This window comes from Curtobacterium sp. ER1/6 (genome assembly GCF_001742745.1).
In the GTDB taxonomy this organism is placed as follows: domain Bacteria; phylum Actinomycetota; class Actinomycetes; order Actinomycetales; family Microbacteriaceae; genus Curtobacterium; species Curtobacterium citri.
The window spans coordinates 119,464-143,406 of the sequence record NZ_MJAK01000003.1 but is presented as its reverse complement, the minus strand read 5'-3'; the positions used below and the strand labels follow the sequence as shown (position 1 = coordinate 143,406).

The following is a 23,943-nucleotide window of genomic DNA, read 5'->3' as shown; positions in this document are numbered from 1 at the left end:
AGCGTGCCCGACGCGTGGGGCGGTGTCCGCAGCGTCGCGCCCCGGCGTGCCGTACGGCGGACGGGAGGCGCGGTGCGGGCCCGCACCGCGCCTCCCGTCCGGCTGTCAGTCGCCCTTGACGTTGACGACCTGCCGCAGCGTGTGCCGGACCCGCACCAGGTCCGTCGCGTCGGCCATCACCTGGTCGATCGGCTTGTACGCCGCCGGGATCTCGTCGAGGAACGCGTCGGTGTCCCGGTACTCGATGCCGACCATCGCCGCGCGGAGCTCGTCGTGCGTGAAGGTCCGCCGCGCCGCCGACCGCGAGTAGAGCCGACCGGCGCCGTGCGGCGACGACTCGAGCGACGGCTTGTTCCCGAGGCCCTCGACGACGTACGACGCCGTGCCCATCGAACCCGGGATGAGCCCCGGCTGCCCGGCGGCGGCCTGGATGGCACCCTTCCGGGACACCCAGACGCTCTTCCCCCAGTGCGTCTCGCGCTGGGTGAAGTTGTGGTGGCAGTTGATCCGCTCCTGCTCGTCGACCGCGGTCCCGAGCACCTCGGACAGCTGCCGGACGACGCGGTCCATCATCTCCTCCCGGTTGAGCAGGGCGAAGTGCTGCGCCCACCGGAGCTCGGCGATGTACCGCTCGAACTCGGGCGTGCCCTCGACGAGGTAGGCCAGGTCGGGGTCGGCGAGCTCGATCCACCAGCGCTGCATCAGCCGCTTCGCGACCGCGATGTGCCGCTGCGCGATCTTGTTGCCGACGCCCCGCGACCCGGAGTGCAGGAACAGCCAGACCCGGTCCTCCTCGTCGAGGGAGACCTCGATGAAGTGGTTGCCGGACCCGAGCGTGCCGAGCTGGCCCCGCCAGCCGCCGTGGGCGCCGGCGGGGTCGAACCCGGCCGCCTCGGCCATCGTCTCGAGCTCCGCGATCCGCGGCGCCGCCGTCGCGACGACCTTCCGGTTCGACGCGCCGGCGGACAGCGGGACCGCCCGCTCGATCTGCTCGCGCAGGGGCTGCAGGTCCGTCGGCAGGTCGGCGGCCGAGAACTGCGTCCGCACCGCGATCATGCCGCAGCCGATGTCCACGCCGACGGCCGCCGGCATGACCGCGCCGAGGGTCGGGATGACCGACCCCACGGTCGCACCGAGCCCGAGGTGGGCGTCGGGCATGAGCGCGAGGTGCGGGAACACGAACGGCATCCGTGCCGTCGTCCGCGCCTGCTGCTCGGTGTTCTCCTCGAGCAGGGATGCCCAGCTCAGGAGCTTGTCGTTGATCTTCTTCACGGTCTCGTCCTTCGTCGTGACGGTCTCACGACGGCCGGTCGGCCGTCGTGGTGACGACCGGTGGTCGTCGTGGTGACGACCGGTGGTCGTCGTGGTGACGACCGGTGGTCGTCGTGGTGACGACCGGTGGTCGTCGGTGACGGTCCGGGGCGGACGGGACCCGTGTCCTCCGGTCGGTGCGGCTGCACGGACACGAGGGGAACGACGGGAGGGACGCCCCGGGCCGGGTGGGCACGGGACGTCGGGGACGGCGCGTGCCTACGCGGGTTCGCGGAGAGACTGGTTCGCGTACTGCACTGCGGACAACACGACGAGCGCACCGAGCTGTCGCTCGGTGCGGCTGCTGTGCTGTGCGGCGTGCATCGCGGTCCTTCCACGGGTGCCCGGGGCGGGCGGTCCCGCCCGTCGGGCAGGAGGACCGACAGTAGTGCGACACGCCCGGGCTGCACAAGTCGGCCGGGCGTGTCGCGGTCCGGCGGAGCGTTCCTGCACAGCCGGGAGGCGCACCTCGACCGTCCACAGCGGGGTACGTCCGGCTGATGGCCGGGCCCGTCCACCAGGCAGGCTGGCACCATGACCGAGCGGACACGCGACACCCCCGACGCGAACGACAACGAGGAACGCACCGACGGCTACGTGCCCCTGCGCTCCTACGGCGCGATCGGCGACGGTCGCACCGTGGCGCTCGTGGCGAAGGACGGACGGATCGACTGGCTGCCGATCCCGTCGATGGACTCGCCGCCGGTGTTCGCCAGCATCCTCGACCCGGAGCACGGCGGTCACATCGCGCTCCGGCCGACGGGCGACGCCACGGTCGAGCGCGAGTACCTGCCCGGTACGAACGTCCTCGTCTCGACCTGGACCACCGGGTCCGGGTCCTGCACCGTCACCGACGCCATGGTGACGGGCGTCGCCGGTCGGCTGCCGTGGGCCGAGGTCGCCCGCTGCGTGCAGGGCGTCAGCGGCTCGGTCGAGATGGAGTGGGCGGTCGTCCCCGGGACCCTGCTGAACACGGCCGAGCCGAAGCGCCTCGACACGGCGAACGGCACCGTGATCGGCATCGACGGCGTCACGATCGCCATCGTCGAGCACGGGTTCGACCCGGTGCACGACGACGGGCCCCGGTTCTCCGGGCGCTTCACCGCCACCGAGGGGTCGAAGTCGATCCTCACCATCGTCGGCACGCACGACGAACCGATCTTCCTGCCCGAGCCCGAGCGCACCCTCGACGCCGTGGACCGCACGATCGCGAACTGGTCGACGTGGTCCGAGGAGTTCTCCTACGACGGCCCCTGGTCGGACGCCGTGCAGCGCAGTGCCCTGGCCCTGAAGCTGCTCATCTACTCGCCCACCGGGGCGATCGCGGCCGCGCCGACCACGAGCCTGCCCGAGGACCGCACGGGCGGCAAGAACTGGGACTACCGGTTCGCCTGGGTCCGCGACCTGTCGTACACGGTGCACGCGCTGACCCGCTTCGGCCTGCGCGAGGAGACGCACGCGGCGGTCTCGTGGGTGATGCGCACCATCGCCGAGCACGACGAGACCATGCCGATCTTCTACGAGCTCGACGGCAAGAAGACCGACGGGGTCGAGGAACGCGACGTACCCGGGTGGAACGGCATCGGACCGGTCACGATCGGCAACCGTGCCGGCAACCAGCTGCAGCTGGGGGTGTGGGGGGACGTCTTCGAGATCCTCCGGCAGTACGTGAAGGCGGGGAACGTGCTCGACCGGCAGACCGCCGGCGTGCTCGAGCGGCTCGCCGACGACGCCTGCCACCGGTGGGAGGAGCCCGACTCCGGCATGTGGGAGCTCGAGGACACCCAGCACTACACGTCGAGCAAGATCGGCTGCTGGCAGGCGCTCGACGCCGCGGTGGAGCTGCACGACGCCGGCATGATCGACGGTCCCCGCGAGAAGTGGATCGAGAACCGCGAGCTCATCGAGCAGTGGGTCGGCGAGCACGGCTGGGACGAGGACCTCGGCCACTACGTGATGTACCCGGGATCGACGGCACTCGACACCTCGATCCTCATCCACGCGATGTCGGCGTTCGACCGCGGACCCCGCATGGCGTCCACCATCCGCGCGGTCGAGGAGCAGCTGCAGCACGGACCGCTCGTCTACCGCTACACCGGCATGGACGCCGAGGAGTCGCCCTTCGTCGCGTGCTCCTTCTGGCTGGCGGCCGCGATGGCCTGCACGGGCCGCGTCCACGACGCCCGGGCGCTCATGGACGACATGGTCGAGCAGGCGAACGACGTGGGCCTGTTCAGCGAGATGATCAGCGAGGACGGCGACTTCATGGGCAACCTGCCGCAGGGGCTGTCGCACCTCGCCCTGATCCAGGCGGCCCTCACGATCGAGGAGGTCGCGGCGGAGGCCTGACCCCGGGCGGGCCGCCTGCGGTCAGCCGAGGGTGATGGCCACGAGGCCGGCGACGCCGAGCAGGTACAGCACCACCACGACGAACGAGTCGACGCCCATCCCGAGGATCCGACGCTGCGGCCGGAAGACCAGGCCGACCGCGTAGACGATCGTCAGGAGGGCCGCCAGCGCGGTGAGGTACACGTCGCTGGCGTTCGCCTGGGGCAGGACGGCCTTGCCCGAGAGCACCGTCGCGACGAGGAACAGCACGGGCAGGAACGCGTTCCCGCCGAAGATGTCCGACACCGCCAGGTTGTCGTCGCCCTGCCGCACCGCCTGGATGCCGGTGGAGATCTCGGGCAGGCTCGTCGCGAGCGCGAGCACGGTGGCGCCGAAGAGCACCCCGGACAGGCCGATCTGCTCGGACGCGGCGTCACCGGCGCGCTCGAGCACGACGCCCGCCACCAGCGTCGCGAGGGCCGACAGCGAGAAGACGACCGCGGCCTTCCGTGTGCTCATGCGCGGCTGCTCCTGCTTCCGCGTGCGGTGGCCCGACGCGTGCGGGGACGCGTCGGGCGCCCGACCGTCCTGGTGCCACGGCAGCCCCTTGCCGGCGCGCTGCACGAGCAGGAGCCCGACGACCCAGATCGCCGCGATGAGGACGACGTCGGGGGTGAGCCGAGCGACGACGAGGTCCGGCGGCAGCTGGCTGCCCGCGACGACCACGGCGAGCACGGCCACGACGACGACCGCCTCGAGCACCAGGGTCAGCGAAGCAGCGCGCCAGGTGATCGGCTTCACGCCCTTCCCCCGCTTGCCGAACGCGTCGAGGATCGCGATCACCACGGTCTGCAGCGCGATGCCGCCGAGGATGTTGCCCGCGGCCACCTCGATGTTGCCGGACAGGCCCGCGCTCACCGTGATCGCGATCTCGGGCAGGTTCGTGGCGACCGCCAGCACGATCAACCCGCCCAGCGCACTGCCGAGGTGCAGGCGGTCGTCGAGGACGTCGGTGGTCTTGGAGAGCTGGACGCCCGCGACCCAGATCACCGCGGCGCCGGCCACGAAGATCAGGACGAGCGCCCACAGCGGGAGCGATGCCATGCACTCGACGGTGGACCTCGTCGCCCTCGGACGTTCCGATCCCGCGTCGAACGGCTGAGCGGGCCGTTCCCGACCGTCCGTCGGCGGTCGGGGGCATGATGGAGGGGCGATGAACGACGTCGACGCACGCATGGACCGGCTGCGACGAGCCGCCCGGTACCGGTACCAGCAGCTGGTGGACAGCGAGATCGAGCGCGGCTCCCTCGACCCGGACGAGGTCCGCGAGGAACGCCGTCTCCTGCGGCTGCAGGACGTCGAGCAGCACGCCCGCGCCCGGATCGAGGAAGCCGAGCGCCGCGGGCTCTTCGAGGGGAACCCGTACCACGGCAAGCCCCTGCCCGGGAACGACGGACGTCACGACCCCGACTGGTGGATCAAGGCGAAGATAGAGCGCGAGGACATCCGCGGCATCGCGCCGCCCGCCCTCGCCCTGCGGACCGAGGACGCCGAACTCGACGACCACCTCGACGCGCTCGCCGTCGAGGACGACGTCCGCGCGGTCCTCGTCGACTTCAACGCGCGCGTCAAGGACGCCCGACGGCAGCTGCTCGGCGGTCCGCCCGTGGTGACCCCGATGCGCGACGTCGATGCCGAGGTCGCGCGGTGGCACGAGCGTCGCGGTGCCCGGCGCGCCGCCGACGAGCAGGCGGCCGCGGAGCGGGCGGCGGCGGAGGCTGCTGCCCGACCGCGCCGGTGGTGGCGGCGGCACTGACCACGGACCGTCCGGCACCCGCGGGGCGGGACGGCGGAAGGCGCCGTCCCCGGATCCGGGGGCGGCGCCTTCGCGTCGTGGTGCTGCGGTGGTGTCCCGCTGGTGGTGCTGGGTGTTACTTGATCTGGGCGGTGATGGTGGCGGTGCCGACGAGCAGGCCACCCTTGACGGCGTCGGTCTTGAAGGTGTCGTTGAGCAGCTTCGCGGCGTCGTCGGAGACGTGGACGGTGGTGCCGGTGAGGATGGCGTTGTCACCCTCGAGCTGGAGCGGCTTCAGGGTGCCACCGTGCAGCGAGAACAGGTACGCGTTCGACACGGCGACCTTGCCGTTGACCAGGACGTCGCCGTAGAGCTTGGACGAGCCCGGGTTCACGACGAAGTTCTCCAGCGTGACCGTGGTGTCACCGGCCTGCAGCGTCAGACCCGAGTCGTCGTGGTTCAGCAGACCCTGCACGTAGGGGCGGTAGTTGCCGTCCGGGCTCCAGTACGTCACCGAACCCGACGTGATCGGGAACGAGACCGCACCGTTCTCGAGCTTGGCGTTGCCGGACACACCCGGGGTCAGCTTCAGCGCGGTCAGCGCGTCGGTGAAGCCGCTGTCGAGGGCGACGGAGGTGTTGCCGCCGAGGACCTCGGGCACCGACGCGACCGGGGCGGGGATCTTCGACTCGGACGAGGAGGAGATCGTGTGCACGTTCGGCGTCGCCGCGTTCGCGCTGGAGATACCGAACGCCGCACCGGTCAGGACGAGCGCGCCCGTGGTGGCGAGGGTGATCGAGGTCTTCATGGACTTGCGCATGGGATGCGTTCCTTTCGTCGTCGCGCTCGGCGCGGCATGCTGTGTGCGCGCCGAACACACCCCGACCAGGGGTGGAGAACCAGCTACGTGCGGCTGGTGAGCGCTCCGGGTGTTTCCCGGCTTGTGACAGTGGTTCGGCACCCTCGCCCGATCGGTTTGGGATCGTTCCTGGGGAAGTGCTGTCCCCCACTCCGTACCGTGGGGGCATGGCCCCCGCACACATCCCGAGCACGGACCGGATCCGGGCGATCGACGCCTGGTGGCGCGCCGCGAACTACCTCACCGTCGGGCAGATCTACCTCCTCGACAACCCCCTGCTCACGCGCCCGATCGACCCGGACGACGTGAAGCCTCGCCTGCTCGGGCACTGGGGCACCTCCCCCGCGCTCAACCTCGTCTACGCGCACTGCAACGCGCTCATCGCCGAGACGGACCGCGACCTGCTCTACGTGTGCGGTCCGGGACACGGCGGCCCCGCGATGAACGCCAACGCGTGGCTCGAGGGCACCTGGACCGAGCTGTACCCCGACATCACCCCCGACCCCGAGGGTCTGCGGAAGTTCTTCCGGCAGTTCTCGTTCCCCGGCGGCATCCCGTCGCACGCGGCCCCCGAGACGCCCGGCTCCATCAACGAGGGCGGCGAGCTCGGCTACTCCCTCGCCCACGCGTACGGCGCCGCGCTCGACAACCCCGACCTCGTCGTGGCCTGCGTCGTCGGCGACGGTGAGGCCGAGACCGGACCGCTGTCCGGCTCCTGGCAGGCCCACACGTTCCTCGATCCCGTCTCCGACGGAGCGGTCCTGCCGATCCTCAACCTCAACGGGTGGAAGATCGCCAACCCGACGATCCTCGCGCGCATCCCCGACGAGGACCTCACCGCGTACTTCCGCGGGCTCGGGTACGAGCCGATCGTGGTCGACTCCGGTCGCGTCGACCACGACCCGTTCGCCGTGCACGCGCTCTTCGACGGCGCGCTGCGCCGGGCCCTCGCCACGATCGACGACATCCAGGCCGCCGCGCGGGCACAGGCCGAGCGCGCCGCCGCCGGGCAGCCCGCCGGTGCCGCCGACCTCCGGCCGCGCTGGCCGATGATCGTGCTCCGCACCCCGAAGGGCTGGACCGGCCCGCAGGAGGTCGACGGCGAGCGCGTCGAGGGCACGTTCCGTGCGCACCAGGTCCCCCTGCCCGCCGTGCGCGAGGACGCCGGGCACCGTGAGCAGCTCGAGGAGTGGATGCGGTCCTACCGTCCGGACGAGCTGTTCGACGCCGACGGACAGCCGACCGGCATCCTCACGACGATCCGGCCGCAGGGCGAGCACCGGATGAGTGCCACCCCGCACGCCAACGGTGGTCGCATCCGGACCCCACTCGACCGGCCGTCGCTCGAGCCGTTCGCCGTCCCCGTCGGCGAGGACGCCAGCGCCACCGCCACGCTCGGGCCGTGGCTCGCGGAGCTCACCTCGCGGAACCCCTCGGCCTTCCGCCTGTTCGGCCCGGACGAGACCATCTCGAACAAGCTCGACGCGGTCTTCGACGTGACGTCGCGGGTCTGGCGTGCCCGTCGAGCACCGGGCGACGAGCACCTCGGTGCGCGCGGCCGGGTCATCGAGGTCCTTTCGGAGCACCTGCTCGAGGGGATGCTCGAGGGCTACGTCCTGACCGGCCGGCACGGACTCCTCAACACGTACGAGGCGTTCGCGCACATCATCGACTCGATGGTCGGGCAGTACGCGAAGTGGCTCGAGTCGTCGACCGACATCGACTGGCGTGCCCCGGTGTCGAACCTGTCGATCCTGCTGTCGTCGCACGTGTGGCGGCAGGACCACAACGGGTTCTCGCACCAGGACCCCGGGTTCCTCGACGTCGTCGCCTCGAAGCAGCAGGACCTCGTCCGCATCAAGCTGCCGGCGGACGCGAACACCCTGCTCGCCGTCGCGGCACACGCGTTCGAGACGACCGACCGCATCGAGGTGATCGTCGCCGGGAAGCACCCGGAGCCGGTGTTCCTGTCGCTCGACGACGCCGTCGCGCACGCCGCGGCGGGCCTCGGCGTCTGGGACTGGGCCGGCACCGAGCAGACCGTGGGTCGCGCCGACGTGGTGCTCGCGAGCGCCGGGGACGTGCCGACGGTCGAGGCCGTGGCCGCCGCGGACATCATCCGGAAGCACGCGCCCGAGGTCGGTGTCCGCTTCGTCAACGTCGTGGACCTGCTGTCGCTCGGCGACCCACGGAAGCACGAGCACCCGGTCAGCGACGAGCGCTACGACGAGGTGTTCCTGCCCGGGACGCCGGCCGTCTTCGCCTTCCACGGCTACCCGTCGCTCGTGCACAACCTGACGTACCGCCGGCACGGACACGACGACCTGCACGTGCACGGCTTCCTCGAGCAGGGCACCACGACGTCGCCGTTCGACATGCTCATGCGCAACGACATGGACCGCTTCGCGCTCGCGCACGACGCACTGACCCGTGTCGACGCCGACGCGCACGCGGACCTGCTGACGAAGCTGACCGAGGCCCGCGAGGCCGCGCGCACCTTCGCCTACACGCGCGGCGAGGACCACCCGTCGCTGTCCGGGTGGGAGTTCCGGGCCTGGCCGCAGGACGAGCCGACGTCGGGTGGGACCGGTGGCGACCCGGGCGAGGGCGAGACCGAGGGCGCGGCTCCCGGCAACTGACATCCGTCCCGCCCCTCCTGCACATTCGGGAGGCACGGCACACCCTCCACAGGACCGGTCACGCCCGACGCGTGGCCGGTCCTGTGGCGTGAGGCTGGCCGCATGGACGTCGGGTGGGTGAGCGCGCTGGTCGCGCTGGCGGGGGCGGCGGTCGCCGCCGCGAGTGTGGTCGTGACCGTGCTCGAGGGGCGGCGGATGCGGCGAAACACGGAGTTCTCGGTGCACCGGGACCTGTGGTGGCAGCGTTGGACGTGGGTCGTCGAGCGCGCGCTGTCCGGCGACCCGCACGACCACGATGCCGCCGCGCTCATGACGCACGCGCTCACGACGCGGTCGTGGGTGACCGAGGACGACGAATGGGTCCTGTGGAAGGTCCAGCAGGCCGAGCGGCTCGGCGGAGCACGGCCCGCGCGCGAGACCGAGGAGGAGGACGACTCTGATGATCACCGATGAACCCGATCACCTGTTCAAGCGACGTCTGGACCTGATGGAGCGCACGTACCGCTCGCGACGGTGTCGCCCGCGGTGACCGTGCGGACGCGGCCGTCTTGGTCGCCGAGCTGCTCGACGACCGACGCCGGGCCGTGGACGACGACGTCGGCGTTGCGCTCGAGCCCCGCGCGGATCGCGTCGACGGCGAAGTGGTCGGCGTGTTCGTGGGTGACCAGGACCACCGTGGCCGCGGCGACGAGGTCGGCGGACTCCGGCGTGAAGGAGCCCGGGTCGATGACGAGCGAGGCGCCGTCCTGCTCGAGGACGACGGTGGCGTGGTTGTACTTCGTCAGCTGCATGCTGCCAACTGTACAACACTGTTGTACAAATGGCTGGTCGTTCAGTCGGCCCGGCGGGCCAGGCGCTCGAAGATCACCGGCAGCCGGGCCAGGAGGGCGCGCTCGTCGTCGTCGAGCTCCGCACGCATCGCGGTCGCGAGCCAGTCCGCACGGCCGTCCATGTCCTGCTGCAGCGCGGCTCTGCCCGCATCGGTGATGCGGATGACCGAGGCCCGCCGGTCCGTCTCGGACACGGCCCGCTCGACGTACTCCTGGTTCGTCAGCTCCCCCACCGTCCGGGACTGTCCCTGGTGCTTCACCCCGCGTCGCCGCGCGAGCTCCGCGATCGTCATCGGCCCCTCGCGTCCGAGGAACCCCAGCGTCGCCGAGTGCGCCGGCGGCAGGCTGTCGCCCTGGCGCCGGGCTGCGCGCACGAGGCGGCCGATCGACTGGCGCAACTCGGCGGCGAGCTCGTCGATCGGGTCCATGGGCCACGACGCTACCGCGGAACGGACGGGAGGCCCGTGGCGGTGTCGCCACGGGCCTCCCGTCCGGCCTGTGCTGACGTCCGTCAGCTGCTGCGCACGTCGTCCGCGGCGCTCTTCGCGTGGTCCTGGACGTCGGACGCGGCGCCCTGCGCCTCGTCCTTCACCGTCTGCGCGGCGTCCTGCGCGGTCCCCTTGAGGTCCTGCGCGTGCTCCTTCGCCACGTCGCCCAGCTGCGAACCGACGTCCTTCGCCTGGGACTTGACGTCCTCGACGAGGGGTGCCGCCTTGTCCTTGAGCTCACCGGCGAGCTGCTCCTCCTTGTCGGAGGTCGGGATGAGCGACGACGCGAGCCACCCCGCACCGAAGGCGATCAGGCCGACGGCGAGCGGGTTGCCCTTCGCCTTCCGGACACCCTCGTGCGCGACGTCCTTCGCCCGGTCGGTCGCACCCGAGGCGGACCCCGAGACGCTCGGGCCCGCCGAGTGCGCGGACCCCATCACGGAGTCGCGGACGCCCTGGAAGCGGCTCTTGACCTTCTCGCTCTGCCGGTGCGCGATGGACGAGGGGCTGACCTTGTCGGCCAGGGCGTCGACGTCGGAGCCGAGGGCACCGCGGGTGCGCTCGATGTCGGCACGGATCTCTTCTGGGGTGCTCATGGCTTCCTCCCGGTGTTCGGCTTGAGTGCTTCGGGGACTTCCTTGACGGTCTCGACCGTCTGCGGGGCGCCCTGGATCTCCTTGATCTCCTTGCGCCCACGGACGTAGAGGATCGCGGCGACGATCGCGTAGACCACGGCGATCACGACGGCCGACCACGCGTTGCCGATGAGGTACCCGAGACCCCACCACGCGGCGATGGACAGGAACAGCAGGGCGAACAGGGCGGTGAGCCCGGCGCCGCCGAACATGCCGCCGGCCTTGCCCGCCTTCTTGGCGGACTCGGTGAGCTCCGCCTTGGCGAGGGCGACCTCCTGGCGGAACAGCGACGACAGGTCCTTCGACACGTCGGTCAGCAGTTCGCCCAGGGGCGTCGTGGCGGCGCGTTCCTCGGGCGTCGGCTCGCCCAGCGGGGTCGCGCCCGGGACCGTGTGGCTCATACGCCGCTCCCGGTGCCGGTCGAGGACTCGCCGGCCTCCTTCTCGTGCTTCACCTCGGTGGCGAGGGCCTTCGTCAGGCGTCCGGCGAGGATGCCGGCGCCCGCGGCGAGCGCGATGAACGTGCCGGGACGCTTCGCGGCGAAGGACTTCACCTCGTCGAGGAGCGAACCCGGGTCGCGGTTCTCGAGGTACCCGGCCGCGGAGCCCGCCCGGTTCGACAGGTCGCGGACGACCTTCGCGGCGATGCCCTGCTCGTCGTCCTTGTCGGCCATGCGGCCGAGCTGCTCGCCGAGGCTGCGGAGGCCCCCGGCGGCGCGCTCCTGCTGGCCGGCCGCCTGCTCCTTGAGCGTGTCGGAGGCCTGGGAGTAGAGCTGCTTGGCGTGGTCGGTCGCCTCGGAGGCGACGTTCGACGCCTGCTCCTTCGCGGTACCGGCCACGTTCGCGGCCTTGTCCTTCGCGTCGCCGGCGACGTCCTGCGCGGCGCCCTTGGCGGCGTCGGCCTTGCCGCCACCGTCGGTGCCGCCGGAGCCCGTGCTGCCGGTGCTGCCCGTGCTGCCGGTGCTGCCCGTGCTGCCGGTGCTGCCGCCCGTGCTGGTGCCCACGGGCGGCAGGTACCCGGTGCTCGTCGTCGTGGAGTCGTGCAGCGGTGCCGACGCGCCGGCGGCGGACGGCGTCGCCGGGAGCTGCTCGTCGGCGGGCAGCGCGTCGAGCGGCTCGACGTCGTCGAAGCCCTCGGGTCGGCGCACGTCACCCTCGGGCAGGAGGACGTCGTCGAACTCGCGGTCGGCGTCGCGCGGCGCGGGGGTGTCGCTGCCGAACGAGGGCACGGTCACGCCCGGGTACACCTCGTGTCCCTCGGACGCGGCGGTGCGGTCGTGGATGGGCGTCCCGGAGTCGTTCCCGGGTGGGTTCGTGGTCATGGTCGGCCTTCCGGATCGGTCGCGGCGGGTACGGCACCCGTCGCGTTGGACCCGACGGTGCGCGACCCTGCCTGCGCCGTGCCACAGGAACGTCGGCAAACGCGGTGACGCCCGCGCCCGACGGCCCGTCCAGCACTCCTCCGGCAGGATCGGGGGGTGCCGCTGGTCTCCGTCGTCGTCCCCGTGCTCGACGACGCCGAGCACCTGCGCCGGTGCCTCGCCGCCCTCGGGGCACAGACGCGCCCCGTGGACGAGGTGGTGGTCGTCGACAACGGCAGCACCGACGACAGCGCCGCGGTCGCCCGGGCCGCCGGCGCGACGGTGCTGCACGAACCGGTCCGCGGCATCGCCCGGGCCTCGGCGCGCGGCTACGACCACGCCTCGGGTGACGTGCTCGTCCGGCTCGACGCCGACTCGGTCCCGCCGCCCGGGTGGGTGGCGACGGCGGTCCGCCTCCTCGGCGGTACGGGGGTCGTCGCGGTCACCGGCCCGGGCCGTCCGCACGACGGCGGTCCGCTGGTCCGACGGGTCTGGGACACGCTCTACATGGGCCCGTACTTCGTCCTGATGCGCGGCGCGCTCGCCCGGCCGCCGCTGTTCGGGTCCGCGACGGCGATGCACCGCTCGACGTGGCTCGCGGCACGCTCCCGGACGCACCGCGACGACCCCGAGGTGCACGACGACGTCGACCTCTCGATGGCACTCGACCCGGCGTGGCGGGTGGTCGTGGACCGGGCCCTGCTCGTGGAGGTGTCGGCGAGGCCCTTCTCCGGCGTCGCCTCGGCCGCGCTCCGCACCCGGCGGGCGTTCCACACGTTCCGGGTGCACGGCCGTCGGGCGAACCCGTGCCGACGGTGGGCGCGGCGGTGCCGTGCCGCGCTCCGCGCCCGCCTGGCGTCCCGCTCCCGGGGCGCCTGGTCCGGCCGCTGACGGTCGGGGGCGCGTCTCCCCGGTGACCCCTACCCGTCGTCGCGCCGAGAAGCGGGCCGGGACCGCACGTGCGCCCGCTCCCCCTGCGGCCCGTACAGGCAGAGCACCTCGGTGACCTCGTCCGTCGTGTTGCCGACCCAGTGCGGGGTGTGGGTGTCGAACTCGACCACCTCGCCGGGTCCGAGGTCGAAGTCGCGGTCGCCCAGCAGCAGCCGCAGGCGCCCGGACAGCACGTAGAGCCACTCGTACCCCTCGTGCGTCCGGAGGGTCCGGTCGCTGTCTGCGGGCTCCGGCTGCATGAGCTGCTTGAACGACCGGACGCCGCCGGTGCGCCGCGTCAGCGGGATCACCACGCGTCCGCCGTGCCGCTCGGGCTTGAGGTGCACCCGCGGGTCCCCCGTCTGCGGCGCCCCGACCAGGTCGTCGAGCGGCACCTGGTAGGCGCGGGCGAGCGGCAGCAGGAGCTCGAGGGTCGGCCGCCGCTGTCCCGACTCGAGCCGCGACAGCGTCGACACCGAGATCCCGGTCTCGTCGGCGAGCGCCGCGAGCGTGACCTGGCGACGCTCGCGCAGCGCCCGCAGGCGTGGGCCGACCGCGTCGACCACGTCCGCCGTCGTCGGCGGGGTGATCCGTTCCTCCCGGCTGTGCACCATGGCGGTCATGTTGCCAGACCGGCAAGCATCCTTGCTGATCTCGAGCAGGTCGCGCAGGCTGCGACCATGCGAGAGAACTTCGACGTCATCGTCATCGGCGGCTCGGTCGCCGGCCTGTCCGCCGCGCTCATCACGGGCCGGTCCCGCCGCTCCGTCCTCGTCGTCGACGCGGGCGAGCCCCGGAACGCGCCGGCCGCGGGCGTCCACAACCTCCTCGGCCGCGAGGGCGTCGCCCCCGCGGAGCTGACGCGCATCGGGCGGGACGAGGTCGCCGCGTACGGTGTCGAGGTGACGGCCGGGAGGGTCGTGGCGGCGTCCGCCACCGCGGGCACCGACACCGACCCGGTCGGCTTCTCGGTCACGCTCGACTCCGGCAGGGTCGTCACCGCCCGCCGGTTGGTCGTCGCCTCCGGCGCCGTCGACGTCCTGCCGGACGTCCCGGGTCTCGCCGAGCAGTGGGGGCGCGGGGTCGTCCACTGCCCGTTCTGCCACGGGTGGGAGATCCGCGACCGACGCATCGGCGTCCTCGTGACGACGCCGAACGGGGCGCACCAGGTGCAGATGTTCCGTGCCCTGAGCGACCGGGTCACCGCCTTCGTCACCGACCCGGACCTGCTCGACGACACCGCCCGCAGTGCGTTCCGGGCCCGTGGTGTCGCGGTCGTCGAGGGGCCGGTGGCCCGGGTGCTGTCGACGGACGGGGTCCTCACCGGGGTCGAGCTCGGGTCGGGCGAGGTCGTCCCGCTCGACGCCCTGGCGGCGGCGAGCACGGCGGAGCCGCGGGTCGCGTTCCTCGAGGGGCTCGGGCTCCGGGCCGAGGACGTCGTGGTGAACGGGTTCCGCGTCGGCGGCGGCCTGACGGTCGACGTGACGGGGCAGACGGGCGTGCGCGGGGTCTGGGCCGCGGGCAACGTGACGTCGCCGATGGTCACGGTGATCGCCTCGGCCGCCGCGGGGACCCAGGCGGGCGCCGCGGTGCACGGTGACCTCGTGCAGGCCGACATCGCGGCGGCGCTCGCAGCGGCCGCTGACCGGAGCGTTCCGACCGGTCAGTCGACGCGGTAGCCGGCCTGGGCCGCCAGGAGGGGTGCGAGGGCGAAGAGCTGGTCGGAGCCGATCGTGGCACCGCGGAGGCCCTCGAGCCGCTCCACCCGGTCGAGGTCGGCCTCCCGCAGGTCGACGTGCTCGATGCGGCTGTTCGTCCCCTCGACGGCGCGGATGCTCGTGCCGGGGAAGGACACCCGGAGCAGCCGGGCGTCGGCGACGTCGAGCTCGTCGACGACGCAGTCCCGGAAGACCACGTCGGTCAGCGTCGACCCGCGCAGGTTCACGAACCCGAGCTTCATCCCGACGAACTCGACCCCGTTGAGCGTCCCGTCGTACAGCTCGGCGGAGCCCACCCGGCCACCAGCGACCCGGACCTCCCGCCAGGAACTGCTCGACGCCCGGAGCACGGGGGCGTCGAGCGTCTCCACCACGGAGTCGCGGACGCGCAGACCGCGCAGGTCGGCGTCGCCCGCGCGGAGGGTCTCGACCACGCACTCCTCGAGCTCGAGGTCGGGCAGACGCTCTCCCGCCAGGTCGAGCACGGCGACGCGCTTGCCCTCGACGCGGTCACCGGTCAGCAGGTCGCCGGGGGTCGGCGTCCAGTCCTCGAGGTCACGGGGGTCGACCGGGGCGATGCGGGGAGCGACGGTGCCGGGGGGCTTGCCGGGGGTGCGGGCCATGCGCTCAGTCTGCCGTGGCGGCCCGACGTTCGAGCACGCTGTCGAGCCGGAGGTCCTTCGCCGGACCGCGGGCCTCCCAGCGCACCGTCCACCGGTCCGTGTCGCCGGCGAGCACACCCGTGTAGTCGTCGGGCGCACACGCGTGCTCGACCGACGCGCCCCACGCCCAGTCGTGGAACACCCTGCCGTCGGCGAAGTGCACGGTCCAGCGGTCGTCCTGGCCGCGACGCACGACGAGCGTCCGGGACACCGGGGTCTCGCGGCCGTCGAAGCGCATGACGCCGGCTTCGTCCCAGCGGACCTCGTCGGGCGTCACCAGTGTCAGGGACGTCGTCCCGGCGACGTCACCGGTCACCCCGGCCCGGCGGTCGACGACCGTCCGGCGCAGGGTCCACTCCCCGATCAGGTCCGTCGGCAGCACCCTGCCAGGCTACGCGCGGAGGGCCTCGGCCCGGGCCGTCCGGTGCTCGTCGTCGGAGATCACGCCACGACGGTGCAGGTCGTCGAGTTCGGCCAGCCGCTGCTCGAGCGTCGTCGGCGGTGCGAGCGTCCGGCTCTGCATCGCCCGGTACGCCAGGTCCTCCTGCAGGGTCAACGGGTTCTGACCGCGGTCGGACATGCGCTTGGCGCGGTAGATCGCCAGCACGATCGTGGCGACGATGCCGAGCACCACGATGACCCCGCCGACCGTGATGATCGTCGCGGCGACGTCGAACGCCGGCGGGATCAGCGGGTTGTTCCCCTCGTCCGGGAAACCGAAGTCGTCGATCGACATGACACCCTCCCCCTGGGGCACGGTCGCGCCCTCGTCGGGATCGTAACGCGCCCGTTCCTTCCCAGCACACCCGCGATGGCAGGTGGTTCCGGGCGTCCCTGATCGAACGGATCGACCGGGTACGCCCGGAACCACCGGATACGCCCGGAACGACCAGGCGTGCCAGGGCCGCCGTCGACGCTCGGAACCATCGGGTACGCCCGGAACGACCAGCAGAGACAGCTGCCGCCCGGGCCGCGCCTCAGCCGCGCAGCGGCCCCGACGCCTCCACGTTCGCGCCGTCCGCGAACCCGCCCACGAGCTCGCGCAGTGCCTCGTCCGCCGTGTGCCGCGGCTCCCACCCGAGCTCGCTCCGCGCCCGGTCGGTCCGCATGATCGGCACCTCCGCGGCGATGTCGAGCCACCCGGCGTCGGTCGGCTGGAGCCGGAGCCGCCAGGTGAGCGTGACGATCCCGCGGAGCAGCCGCAGCGGGATCCGCACGGCACCGAGCATCCCGAGGGCCCGTGCGATGCGCGGCGGTGTCAGCACGGGGGTCGCCGCGATGTTGAACGCGCCGGCGGCCCGTCGGTCGATCGTCCGCCAGAACGCGTCGGCCAGGTCGTCGGCGTGCACGGCCTGGAACACGAACGGCAGCGGGAGCGGCAGGACCGCCCAACGGACCCACCGCACGATCGACATCGGCACGAGGTGGCCGAGGAACAGTCCGCGGAGCTCGGCGGCGACCCCGCGCTGGAACACCAGGCCGGGGCGGAGCCGGGTCACGACGACCTCGGGGTGGGCGCGCTCGAACGCATCCATCGCCCGCTCGTTCTCGGCTTTGTGGATCGAGTACGTCGCCGTCGGGATGCCCGTCGCCGGGAACGACTCGTCGACCGGCGTGCGCTTCCCGTCGACGTCGACGCCGCGGTAGGCGCCGACCGACGACGCGACGACGACCTGCCCGACCCCGGCGCGGGCGACGGCCTCGAGCACGTTCGCCGTGCCGGTCACGTTCGTCCGGTGCTGCGCGGGGATGTCGTGCGTGGGCTGGAGCGCCCACGCCAGGTGCACGACGGCGTCCGCGCCCCGGAACACCGCGGTCAGCTCGTCGACCGCCCGCGGTGCCCCGACGTCGACGGCGCGCCACTCGGCGACGTCGTACGGTGCGACGCGCGCGTCGGGCAGGCGGCGGGCGACGCCGACGACCTGCAGGCCGTCCTCGTCGCCCGCCCGGCCGTCACCGGTGAGCCGTGCCGCGGCGAGGCGCCGCAGCACGGCGGTGCCGACGTTGCCGGTGGCACCCACCACGACGACGCGCATCAGCGCACCAGTCCCGACCGGTCGCCCGTCACGCCGCGGCCATCGAGGGGTCGAGCACGACCTTGATGCAGCCGTCCTCCTTCTTCTGGAAGACGGAGTACATGTGCGGGGCGTCCTCGAGCGCCACCCGGTGGGTGGTCAGGTCGAGGGTGCCGAGCGGGTCCGAGGGGTCGGACACGAGCGGCATGAGGTCGTCGACCCAGCGGCGGACGTTGCACTGTCCCTCGCGGATCGTGATCTGCTTGTCGAACAGGGTCATCATCGGCATCGGGTCGGCCATGCCGCCGTAGACACCGGACAGCGACACCGTGCCACCACGGCGGACGAGGTCGATCGCCGCGTGCACGGCTGCGAGCCGGTCGACGCCGGCGGTCTCGATCGCCTTCTGCGCGAGCTTGTCGGGCAGCAGCCCGGCCGCGCGCTGGGCGAACCCGGCGACGGGGTTGCCGTGCGCCTCCATGCCGACCGCGTCGACGACACCGTCCGGGCCGCGCCCGTCGGTCAGGTCGATCAGCTTCGACACCATGTCGTCGTCGAGGTCGAACACCTCGATGCCGTGCTTCGCGCCGAGGTCGCGACGGACCTGCTCCGGGTCGACGGCGAGCACGCGGTAGCCCAGGTGCTTGCCGATGCGCGCGGCGAACTGGCCGACCGGGCCGAGGCCGAGCACCGCGAGCGTGCCGCCCTCGGGGACCTCGGCGTACTGCACGGCCTGCCACGCGGTCGGGATGATGTCGCTCATGAAGAGCCACTGGTCGTCAGCACCGGTGTCGGGCACCTTGATGGGGCCGTAGTCGGCGTGCGGCACGCGCAGGTACTCGGCCTGGCCGCCGGGGACCTGGCCGTACATCTTCGTGTACCCGAAGAGCGAGGCACCGGTGCCGTACTCCTTCACCTGGGTGGTCTCGCACTGCGACTGGAAGCCGTGCTGGCACATCCAGCAGTGCCCGCACGAGATGTTGAACGGGACGACGACGCGGTCGCCGACCTTGAGGTTCGTGACGGCCGAGCCGACCTCCTCGACGATGCCCATCGGCTCGTGGCCGAGGACGTCGCCCTTGTCGATGTACGGGCCGAGGACCCGGTACAGGTGCAGGTCGGAGCCGCAGATCGCCGTGGAGGTGATCCGCACGATCGCGTCGGTCGGCTCCTGGATGGTCGGGTCGGGGACGGTCTCGACGGACACCTTCTCGGTGCCCTGCCAGGTCAGTGCGCGCACGTCGCGTTCCTCTCGTGGTCGCTTCCGAGCCGGCCGGGAGGCACGACTCGCGTGACCTCCTCGCTACGCGCCCGCCCCGTGGTGCGTTCCCAGCCCCGTCCGCAGCGCGCTGCGGCGGCGGTGGTGGGGCGGGCCTCCCGTCCGCGCCGGTGGCCGGTCGGCCACCGGAGGTCAGCCCGTCCGCCGATGTGCGGATCCTCGGGCTCGGCAACGCTGTGACCGATGGACCACGGCACCACCCGACGCGCACTCCTCGCCGGCGCGACCGGCGCCCTCGCGACGGGGGTGCTCGCCGCGTGCTCGACGGGCAGCCGACCCGCGGGGCGGACCGCCTCGGCGACCACCCTCCCGACGGCCACCGCCACGCGGACGCCGACCCCCACCCCGACACCGACACCGACACCGACGCGGCCCGCGCTCACCCGCGTCCCCCTGCCCGCGGGGACCGTGACCGCCCTGCCCGCCGGTACCCCCGGGATCGCGTGGACGGTCGACGACGGGGCGTCCGCGGACGTCGTCGCCGCCTACGCCCGCTCCGCTGCCGCCACCGGCACGCGGCTGACGTTCTTCGTGAACGGCGACCGGCCCGCGTGGACCGAGCACGCCGACCTGCTCCGCCCGCTCGTCGAGTCCGGGCAGGTGCAGCTCGGCAACCACACGTGGGACCACCCGGCGCTGACGAAGCTGAGCGACCAGGCGATCCAGGACGAGCTCACCCGGAACCACGAGTTCCTCGAGCGGACCTTCGGCGTCGATGCGCGCCCGTACTTCCGGCCGCCCTTCGGGTACCACGACGCCCGGGTGGACCGTGCGGCGGCGGCGGTCGGCTACACGACCCCGCTGCTCTGGTACGGCACGCTCGCGGACTCGGGCGACATCTCCCCGGACCAGATCGTCGGGTTCGCCGAGCAGTGGTTCCAGCCGGCGCACATCGTGATCGGGCACGCGAACTTCCCGGGCACCATCGGGGCGCTGCCGCGGCTGCACGCCCTGCTCGAGGAGCGCCACCTGGCGACGTACACGCTGGACGACGTCTTCTCGCGCTGACCTGTCCCCGTGCCCGTGCCGCGGAACGCAACGTCGGCGGTTCCTCGCAGTGCGGTAGCGCTGCGAGCAGTCGCTCCCGTTGCGTCTCGCGGGGTCAGGCGGGCTCGGCCAGCGCGAGGAGCGCATCCCGCGCGACCGCGAGCTCCCGTGCGTCGAGGTAGGGCGGGAGCGCCGATGCGGCGGCCAGCCCCTCGGCGGCGTGCCGCACCACGAGGGAGCGGTCCTCGGGCAGGCCGTCGCGGGCGAACAGCGTGCGCCAGTGCTCGGCGTCCGCCGCCACCACCGGCTCGATCCCCGGTACGGACATCAGGCCCGCCCACAGGGCGTTCGGCGAGAACACCGCCATCGCGCGCTCACTGCCGCCGCAGAGCGTCCGGACGTAGGCGCGGAGCACCTTGCCCGGCCGGTTCTCGGCGAGGTCGACGTGCCCCATCACCTCGTCGACGAAGGTCTGCAGCCCGTGCTCGGCGACCGCCACGAGCAGCGCGTCCTTCGACGGGAAGTGGTGCAGCAGGCCGCTCTTCGAGACGCCGGCGGCCTCGGCCACCTCAGCCACGCTGACCCGGGTGCCGCGCTCACCGAGCAGCCGTTCCGCCGCCTCGAGCACCGCCGAGCGGGTGCGTTCGCGGTCGCGGGTGCCGTCAGTGCTCACGCGGACCATCCTGCCGGTTCGGGATGACCCGCAACGCCACGACCGACGCGACCGCGAGCAGGACCGCCGCGCAGACCGACGCGAGCTGCATGCCGCCGGTGAAGGCGTGCTGCGCCTGCGCGAACACCGGCGACGTCGGGTCGAGCACCTGCGCAGCACTGGCGAGCGACTCCCGGACGCGGTCCGGCGCACCGGCGTCGAGGTTCGCCCGGTAGAACGCCGTCTGCAGGGACCCGAGCACCGCGATGCCCATCGCGACGCCGAGCTCGTAGCCGGTCTCCGAGATCGCGCTCGCAGCACCCGCGCGGTCACGGGGCGCCGCGGCGACCACCGCGTCCGTCGCCAGCGTCATCGACACCCCGACGCCGAGCCCGACGACCGCGAGGGCGATCGCGATCCCGACGTAGGTCGGCAGCCCCTCGGCGAACGCCATCCCGGCCATGCCGACCGCGGCCACGGCGAGCCCCAGGCCGATCGACCGCCCGGGGCCGACGTGCCGGGTCAGCAGCCCGATCACGGCGATGACCGCGATCGACGCGACCGTCGCCGGGAGCTCGGCCGCCCCCGCGAGCAGCGGGGAGAAGCCCCGGACGAGCTGCAGGTACTGCGAGAAGAAGAACAGGAGACCGGTCAGCGCGAAGACCGACAGCGAGTTCGCGACGACCGCGCCGGCGAAGGCCGGGATCCGGAACAGCTGCAGGTCGATCAGCGGCGTCGCCAGGCTGCGCTGGCGCCGGACGAACCACCACCCGGCACCGACGCCGACGAGCGCCGCGACCGGCACCGTCCAGTCCGCGCCGTGCCCGACGAGGTGCTTCACGGCGTAGACGAGCGGGACGATCGCCACGACCGAGAGCACGGCCGACAGCAGGTCGATCGGCGTCCGCGCGCCGCCCTTCGACTCCGGCAGCAGGAACGCGCCGGCGACGACGATCACGACGATGACGGGGATGTTGATGAGGAAGACCGAGCCCCACCAGAAGTGCTCGAGCAGCGCCCCACCGACGAGCGGACCCGCTGCGGCACCACCGGTCGCACCGGCCGACCACACCGCGATGGCACGGGTGCGCTGCCGCGGGTCGCGGAAGATCGCCCGGACCAGCGACAGCGTCGACGGCATCAGGGTGGCGCCGGCGATGCCGAGCAGGGCGCGGGCGGCGATGAGCACCTCCGGCCCCTGGGCGAACGCCGCACCGGCCGAGGCGAGGCCGAACGCGACCGAACCGACGAGGAGCAGGCGCTTCCGACCGATGCGGTCGGCCACGTTGCCCATCGTGACGAGCAGCCCGGCGAGGGCGAACGAGTAGACGTCCCCGATCCAGAGCACCTGCGTGGCCGTGGGGTCGAGGTCGGCGGTGAGCGCGGGGACCGCGAGGGCAAGCACGGTCCCGTCGATCGCGAGCAGCACGACGGCCAGGGTGAGGACCCCGAGGGAGGCCCACTCGCGGGTCGTGGCGCGGTGGGTCGGGGTGGAGGTCGTCTGCTGCATGCCGTCGACCCTAACCGACCGTGTGGTCGGTACTGCCGACTGCACAGTCAGTGCGCAGGCCTCAGCCGCGCAGGCGATCGCGTTCGGCCGGGGGCAGGTGCTCGGTCGCCGTCGCGCGCGCCGCCGGTGACAGGAACCGCCCCTGCCGCTCGAGGAACGCCACGAGCGCGGGCTCCGACGCCCGCTTCCCCGTCTCGCGCAGCACCCACCCGAGAGCGGACTGCACGGTGTCGCTGCGCTCCCGGACGAGCCGGCCGGCGATCGCGAGCGGCACCTCGGCGTCGCCCTGCTTCGCGAACGCCAGGGTCGCCACGACCGCGATCCGTCGGACCACGGCGACGTCGGACTTCGCGAGCGCGAAGAGCAGGCCGGTGGACCCACCGACGAGCGGCGCCCCGACGAGCTCCTCGGCGGCGATGTCGACGAGGACCGGGTCGTCGAACCGCTCGGCCTTGGCCGCGGCGAGGTACTCGTCGGTCAGCTCGGGGTCGGGGCGTGCACGCATCGCCTGGACGAGCAGCACGACGGCGACCAGCCGGGCGCCGGGGTCGTCGCTCCAGAGCAGCGCCGAGCGCTCCCCCTCGTCGAGGTCGGCGAACTGCCGGGCCACGCGGCGCGCCCCGGCGGCGTCCCCCGTGGTGCGGGCGAACGCGGCGAGGACGGTCTCGGCGTCCGTTCGCGCACCTCTCTCCACCACCTGCACCACGGTAGCCGGGCCGGCCGACCTCCCGGGCAGGAACACCCGCCCGGGGGGCGACGTGGATCAGCGGAAGTGCAGGTTCTGCAGCGGGTCGACGAGCGTGCCGTTGCGCCGTACCTCGACGTGCACGTGCGGCCCGGTCGACTGCCCCGTGTTGCCCGACTTCCCGAGCTGCTGCGTGACGGACACGATCTGCCCCTTCTTCACCGCGATCGTGCTCATGTGCGCGGTGAGGACGGTCGTCATGCCGTAGGTCACGACGACGTAGTTGCCGTACGACGCCGAGCTGGTCGCGGTCGTGACGGTGCCGGACGCCGAGGCGTACACGGGCGTCCCGGTGCCGACTGCCGCGTCGGTGCCCTGGTGGTAGCGCGGGACGTGGCCGGCGCCGCGGTCGTCGCCGTACTTGCCGCTGATCTTCGTGCTCGCGACAGGCCAGAGCAATCCGGTGACGGGCCGGGTCGACCACGAGCGGGTGTCGTTCTTGCCGTAGAGGACGACGTTGTCGTCGACCTGCACGAGGAGCGCACCACCGCCGGCCCGGCTCGTGTTCGAGGCCCAGATCGCCTTGCCGGCCGCCGTGTAGATGACGAGGTTGCCGTCGGTCTGCACCGCGGCGTAGGCGTTGTGGTTGCGGATGGTGCTCGCGGTGGTCCAGACGACGCCGCCGTTCACCCGCTGCACGAGCATGCCGTTGGTCATCATCGTGAGGGTGCGGTTGCCGGACGGATCCGCCCGGAGCGTGGTCCCCGGCAGGATCGTGTTGCCGGCGGGGACACGGGACTGGTAGCCGGTCCAGTTCACCACGGCAGTGGCGCCGGCCCAGAGGACCATCGTGCCGTCGCCGCGGACCTCGAAGCTGGTCGACTGCGGCTTGCCCGCGGTGGCCCAGCGGGCGACACGCTGCCCGTTGCGGACGATGTCGAGGGCACGGTTCTTGCCGACGACGGCGACCGCACCGGGCTGGTTCGAGGTGCCGGAGGACCAGAGCACGGCACCGCCGATGCCGTACTCCACGAGGTTGCCGTCGCCCTGCATGACGAGGCGGTACTGGCCGTTCGGCGAGGTGACCGAATCGCCCGGGGCAAGGGTGTTGCCCGCGGGGATCGAGCCCTTCCAGACGGCGGCTGCGGAGGCTGGTTCGGCGAGGCCGACGAGGGTGCCGGCGGCGACGGCGAACGCGAGGAGGGCCGCGGCGATGCGTGGGAGACGCCGTGTGCGCGCGACGGACGGTGTGCTGGTCAA

Annotated in this window: 25 protein-coding genes; 7 read left to right on the top strand and 18 right to left on the bottom strand. The window is 72.8% G+C overall.

Annotated elements, in window-relative coordinates:
- Positions 1 to 105 precede the first annotated feature (105 nt).
- Positions 106 to 1,272: an RtcB family protein gene (locus tag Cus16_RS06925; protein ID WP_069711928.1), complete on the bottom strand. Its 1,167-nt coding sequence runs from the start codon at positions 1,270 to 1,272 to the stop codon at positions 106 to 108.
- Between the two features lie 573 nt (positions 1,273 to 1,845).
- On the opposite strand from Cus16_RS06925, the gene Cus16_RS06920 reads away from it, so the two are divergent.
- Positions 1,846 to 3,660, top strand: coding sequence for a glycoside hydrolase family 15 protein (locus tag Cus16_RS06920; RefSeq protein WP_069711927.1), 1,815 nt, complete (start codon positions 1,846 to 1,848; stop codon positions 3,658 to 3,660).
- A 21-nt stretch (positions 3,661 to 3,681) separates the two neighbouring features.
- Here Cus16_RS06920 and Cus16_RS06915 read toward each other — a convergent pair whose 3' ends face one another.
- On the bottom strand, positions 3,682 to 4,743 hold the full coding sequence (locus tag Cus16_RS06915; RefSeq protein WP_069711926.1) for a sodium:calcium antiporter: 1,062 nt from the start codon (positions 4,741 to 4,743) through the stop codon (positions 3,682 to 3,684).
- Positions 4,744 to 4,852: 109 nt separating this feature from the next.
- Between Cus16_RS06915 and Cus16_RS06910 the strand changes: the two genes are divergently transcribed.
- The gene (locus tag Cus16_RS06910) at positions 4,853 to 5,455 is read left to right on the top strand and encodes a DUF1992 domain-containing protein (RefSeq protein ID WP_069711925.1); all 603 of its coding nucleotides are present in this window, start codon (positions 4,853 to 4,855) and stop codon (positions 5,453 to 5,455) included.
- 115 nt (positions 5,456 to 5,570) lie between these two features.
- Here the strand turns inward: Cus16_RS06910 and Cus16_RS06905 are convergent, their stop codons facing one another.
- A complete protein-coding gene (locus Cus16_RS06905) occupies positions 5,571 to 6,254 on the bottom strand; it encodes a hypothetical protein (RefSeq protein ID WP_069711924.1) in 684 nt (227 codons plus the stop codon).
- A 206-nt stretch (positions 6,255 to 6,460) separates the two neighbouring features.
- Between Cus16_RS06905 and Cus16_RS06900 the strand changes: the two genes are divergently transcribed.
- The gene (locus tag Cus16_RS06900; protein ID WP_069711923.1) at positions 6,461 to 8,932 is read left to right on the top strand and encodes a phosphoketolase; all 2,472 of its coding nucleotides are present in this window, start codon (positions 6,461 to 6,463) and stop codon (positions 8,930 to 8,932) included.
- Between the two features lie 102 nt (positions 8,933 to 9,034).
- Positions 9,035 to 9,385, top strand: coding sequence for a hypothetical protein (locus Cus16_RS06895; RefSeq protein ID WP_069711922.1), 351 nt, complete (start codon positions 9,035 to 9,037; stop codon positions 9,383 to 9,385).
- A gap of 14 nt (positions 9,386 to 9,399) precedes the next feature.
- Here Cus16_RS06895 and Cus16_RS06890 read toward each other — a convergent pair whose 3' ends face one another.
- The 5 genes from Cus16_RS06890 to Cus16_RS06870 form a co-directional block, all read right to left on the bottom strand.
- Positions 9,400 to 9,723, bottom strand: coding sequence for an MBL fold metallo-hydrolase (locus Cus16_RS06890; RefSeq protein ID WP_069711921.1), 324 nt, complete (start codon positions 9,721 to 9,723; stop codon positions 9,400 to 9,402).
- Between the two features lie 41 nt (positions 9,724 to 9,764).
- Entirely contained in the window at positions 9,765 to 10,190 is a 426-nt protein-coding gene (locus Cus16_RS06885; protein WP_069711920.1) for a MarR family winged helix-turn-helix transcriptional regulator, read from the bottom strand.
- Between the two features lie 83 nt (positions 10,191 to 10,273).
- Positions 10,274 to 10,846, bottom strand: coding sequence for a DUF3618 domain-containing protein (locus Cus16_RS06880; protein ID WP_069711919.1), 573 nt, complete (start codon positions 10,844 to 10,846; stop codon positions 10,274 to 10,276).
- On the bottom strand, positions 10,843 to 11,286 hold the full coding sequence (locus Cus16_RS06875) for a phage holin family protein (RefSeq protein WP_069711918.1): 444 nt from the start codon (positions 11,284 to 11,286) through the stop codon (positions 10,843 to 10,845). Before Cus16_RS06875 ends, Cus16_RS06880 begins: the two co-directional genes overlap by 4 nt.
- Positions 11,283 to 12,206, bottom strand: a complete 924-nt coding sequence (locus tag Cus16_RS06870; protein WP_069711917.1) for a hypothetical protein — start codon at positions 12,204 to 12,206, stop codon at positions 11,283 to 11,285. The genes Cus16_RS06875 and Cus16_RS06870 overlap by 4 nt, the downstream gene beginning before the upstream one ends.
- A 156-nt stretch (positions 12,207 to 12,362) precedes the next feature.
- On the opposite strand from Cus16_RS06870, the gene Cus16_RS06865 reads away from it, so the two are divergent.
- Entirely contained in the window at positions 12,363 to 13,136 is a 774-nt protein-coding gene (locus Cus16_RS06865) for a glycosyltransferase family A protein (RefSeq protein ID WP_069711916.1), read from the top strand.
- A 29-nt stretch (positions 13,137 to 13,165) separates the two neighbouring features.
- On the opposite strand, the gene Cus16_RS06860 is transcribed toward Cus16_RS06865, so the two are convergent.
- On the bottom strand, positions 13,166 to 13,798 hold the full coding sequence (locus Cus16_RS06860; RefSeq protein ID WP_411266604.1) for a helix-turn-helix domain-containing protein: 633 nt from the start codon (positions 13,796 to 13,798) through the stop codon (positions 13,166 to 13,168).
- A 57-nt stretch (positions 13,799 to 13,855) separates the two neighbouring features.
- Between Cus16_RS06860 and Cus16_RS06855 the strand changes: the two genes are divergently transcribed.
- On the top strand, positions 13,856 to 14,854 hold the full coding sequence (locus tag Cus16_RS06855; RefSeq protein ID WP_069711915.1) for an NAD(P)/FAD-dependent oxidoreductase: 999 nt from the start codon (positions 13,856 to 13,858) through the stop codon (positions 14,852 to 14,854).
- Here the strand turns inward: Cus16_RS06855 and Cus16_RS06850 are convergent.
- The 5 genes from Cus16_RS06850 to Cus16_RS06830 form a co-directional block, all read right to left on the bottom strand.
- A complete protein-coding gene (locus Cus16_RS06850; RefSeq protein WP_069711914.1) occupies positions 14,839 to 15,516 on the bottom strand; it encodes a pentapeptide repeat-containing protein in 678 nt (225 codons plus the stop codon). The two genes, Cus16_RS06855 and Cus16_RS06850, sit on opposite strands and share 16 nt — an antisense overlap.
- Positions 15,517 to 15,520: 4 nt before the next feature.
- Entirely contained in the window at positions 15,521 to 15,937 is a 417-nt protein-coding gene (locus tag Cus16_RS06845; RefSeq protein WP_069711913.1) for a DUF6314 family protein, read from the bottom strand.
- Positions 15,938 to 15,946: 9 nt separating this feature from the next.
- Positions 15,947 to 16,291 (bottom strand): SHOCT domain-containing protein, encoded by a 345-nt coding sequence (locus Cus16_RS06840; protein WP_069711912.1) that lies wholly within the window; start codon positions 16,289 to 16,291, stop codon positions 15,947 to 15,949.
- 241 nt (positions 16,292 to 16,532) lie between these two features.
- Positions 16,533 to 17,591 (bottom strand): NAD-dependent epimerase/dehydratase family protein, encoded by a 1,059-nt coding sequence (locus Cus16_RS06835; RefSeq protein WP_069711911.1) that lies wholly within the window; start codon positions 17,589 to 17,591, stop codon positions 16,533 to 16,535.
- Between the two features lie 28 nt (positions 17,592 to 17,619).
- Positions 17,620 to 18,810 (bottom strand): zinc-dependent alcohol dehydrogenase, encoded by a 1,191-nt coding sequence (locus tag Cus16_RS06830; RefSeq protein WP_069711910.1) that lies wholly within the window; start codon positions 18,808 to 18,810, stop codon positions 17,620 to 17,622.
- A 222-nt stretch (positions 18,811 to 19,032) separates the two neighbouring features.
- Here Cus16_RS06830 and Cus16_RS06825 point away from each other — a divergent pair, with 222 nt between their 5' ends.
- Complete coding sequence (locus Cus16_RS06825; protein ID WP_069711909.1) at positions 19,033 to 19,857, top strand: polysaccharide deacetylase family protein; 825 nt, start codon at positions 19,033 to 19,035, stop codon at positions 19,855 to 19,857.
- A 94-nt stretch (positions 19,858 to 19,951) separates the two neighbouring features.
- On the opposite strand, the gene Cus16_RS06820 is transcribed toward Cus16_RS06825, so the two are convergent.
- From Cus16_RS06820 to Cus16_RS06805, 4 genes are all read right to left on the bottom strand, one after another.
- A complete protein-coding gene (locus tag Cus16_RS06820; RefSeq protein WP_223246549.1) occupies positions 19,952 to 20,509 on the bottom strand; it encodes a TetR/AcrR family transcriptional regulator in 558 nt (185 codons plus the stop codon).
- Positions 20,499 to 21,998: an MFS transporter gene (locus tag Cus16_RS06815; RefSeq protein WP_069711907.1), complete on the bottom strand. Its 1,500-nt coding sequence runs from the start codon at positions 21,996 to 21,998 to the stop codon at positions 20,499 to 20,501. The genes Cus16_RS06820 and Cus16_RS06815 overlap by 11 nt, the downstream gene beginning before the upstream one ends.
- A gap of 61 nt (positions 21,999 to 22,059) precedes the next feature.
- A complete protein-coding gene (locus Cus16_RS06810) occupies positions 22,060 to 22,695 on the bottom strand; it encodes a DNA alkylation repair protein (protein WP_069711906.1) in 636 nt (211 codons plus the stop codon).
- Between the two features lie 66 nt (positions 22,696 to 22,761).
- On the bottom strand, positions 22,762 to 23,943 hold the full coding sequence (locus Cus16_RS06805) for a peptidoglycan DD-metalloendopeptidase family protein (protein ID WP_069711905.1): 1,182 nt from the start codon (positions 23,941 to 23,943) through the stop codon (positions 22,762 to 22,764).

What these genes read in the sequence shown, in the direction of transcription:
- Cus16_RS06900 (WP_069711923.1), top strand. Translation starts at nt 6,461, where the DNA reads ATGGCCCCCGCACACATCCCGAGCACGGACCGGATCCGGGCGATCGAC.
- Cus16_RS06910 (WP_069711925.1), top strand. Translation starts at nt 4,853, where the DNA reads ATGAACGACGTCGACGCACGCATGGACCGGCTGCGACGAGCCGCCCGG.
- Cus16_RS06915 (WP_069711926.1), bottom strand. Translation starts at nt 4,743, where the DNA reads ATGGCATCGCTCCCGCTGTGGGCGCTCGTCCTGATCTTCGTGGCCGGC.
- Cus16_RS06860 (WP_411266604.1), bottom strand. Translation starts at nt 13,798, where the DNA reads ATGACCGCCATGGTGCACAGCCGGGAGGAACGGATCACCCCGCCGACG.
- Cus16_RS06870 (WP_069711917.1), bottom strand. Translation starts at nt 12,206, where the DNA reads ATGACCACGAACCCACCCGGGAACGACTCCGGGACGCCCATCCACGAC.
- Cus16_RS06885 (WP_069711920.1), bottom strand. Translation starts at nt 10,190, where the DNA reads ATGGACCCGATCGACGAGCTCGCCGCCGAGTTGCGCCAGTCGATCGGC.
- Cus16_RS06825 (WP_069711909.1), top strand. Translation starts at nt 19,033, where the DNA reads ATGGACCACGGCACCACCCGACGCGCACTCCTCGCCGGCGCGACCGGC.
- Cus16_RS06840 (WP_069711912.1), bottom strand. Translation starts at nt 16,291, where the DNA reads ATGTCGATCGACGACTTCGGTTTCCCGGACGAGGGGAACAACCCGCTG.
- Cus16_RS06890 (WP_069711921.1), bottom strand. Translation starts at nt 9,723, where the DNA reads ATGCAGCTGACGAAGTACAACCACGCCACCGTCGTCCTCGAGCAGGAC.
- Cus16_RS06905 (WP_069711924.1), bottom strand. Translation starts at nt 6,254, where the DNA reads ATGCGCAAGTCCATGAAGACCTCGATCACCCTCGCCACCACGGGCGCG.
- Cus16_RS06815 (WP_069711907.1), bottom strand. Translation starts at nt 21,998, where the DNA reads ATGCAGCAGACGACCTCCACCCCGACCCACCGCGCCACGACCCGCGAG.
- Cus16_RS06875 (WP_069711918.1), bottom strand. Translation starts at nt 11,286, where the DNA reads ATGAGCCACACGGTCCCGGGCGCGACCCCGCTGGGCGAGCCGACGCCC.
- Cus16_RS06895 (WP_069711922.1), top strand. Translation starts at nt 9,035, where the DNA reads ATGGACGTCGGGTGGGTGAGCGCGCTGGTCGCGCTGGCGGGGGCGGCG.
- Cus16_RS06850 (WP_069711914.1), bottom strand. Translation starts at nt 15,516, where the DNA reads ATGGCCCGCACCCCCGGCAAGCCCCCCGGCACCGTCGCTCCCCGCATC.
- Cus16_RS06920 (WP_069711927.1), top strand. Translation starts at nt 1,846, where the DNA reads ATGACCGAGCGGACACGCGACACCCCCGACGCGAACGACAACGAGGAA.
- Cus16_RS06855 (WP_069711915.1), top strand. Translation starts at nt 13,856, where the DNA reads ATGCGAGAGAACTTCGACGTCATCGTCATCGGCGGCTCGGTCGCCGGC.
- Cus16_RS06835 (WP_069711911.1), bottom strand. Translation starts at nt 17,591, where the DNA reads ATGCGCGTCGTCGTGGTGGGTGCCACCGGCAACGTCGGCACCGCCGTG.
- Cus16_RS06880 (WP_069711919.1), bottom strand. Translation starts at nt 10,846, where the DNA reads ATGAGCACCCCAGAAGAGATCCGTGCCGACATCGAGCGCACCCGCGGT.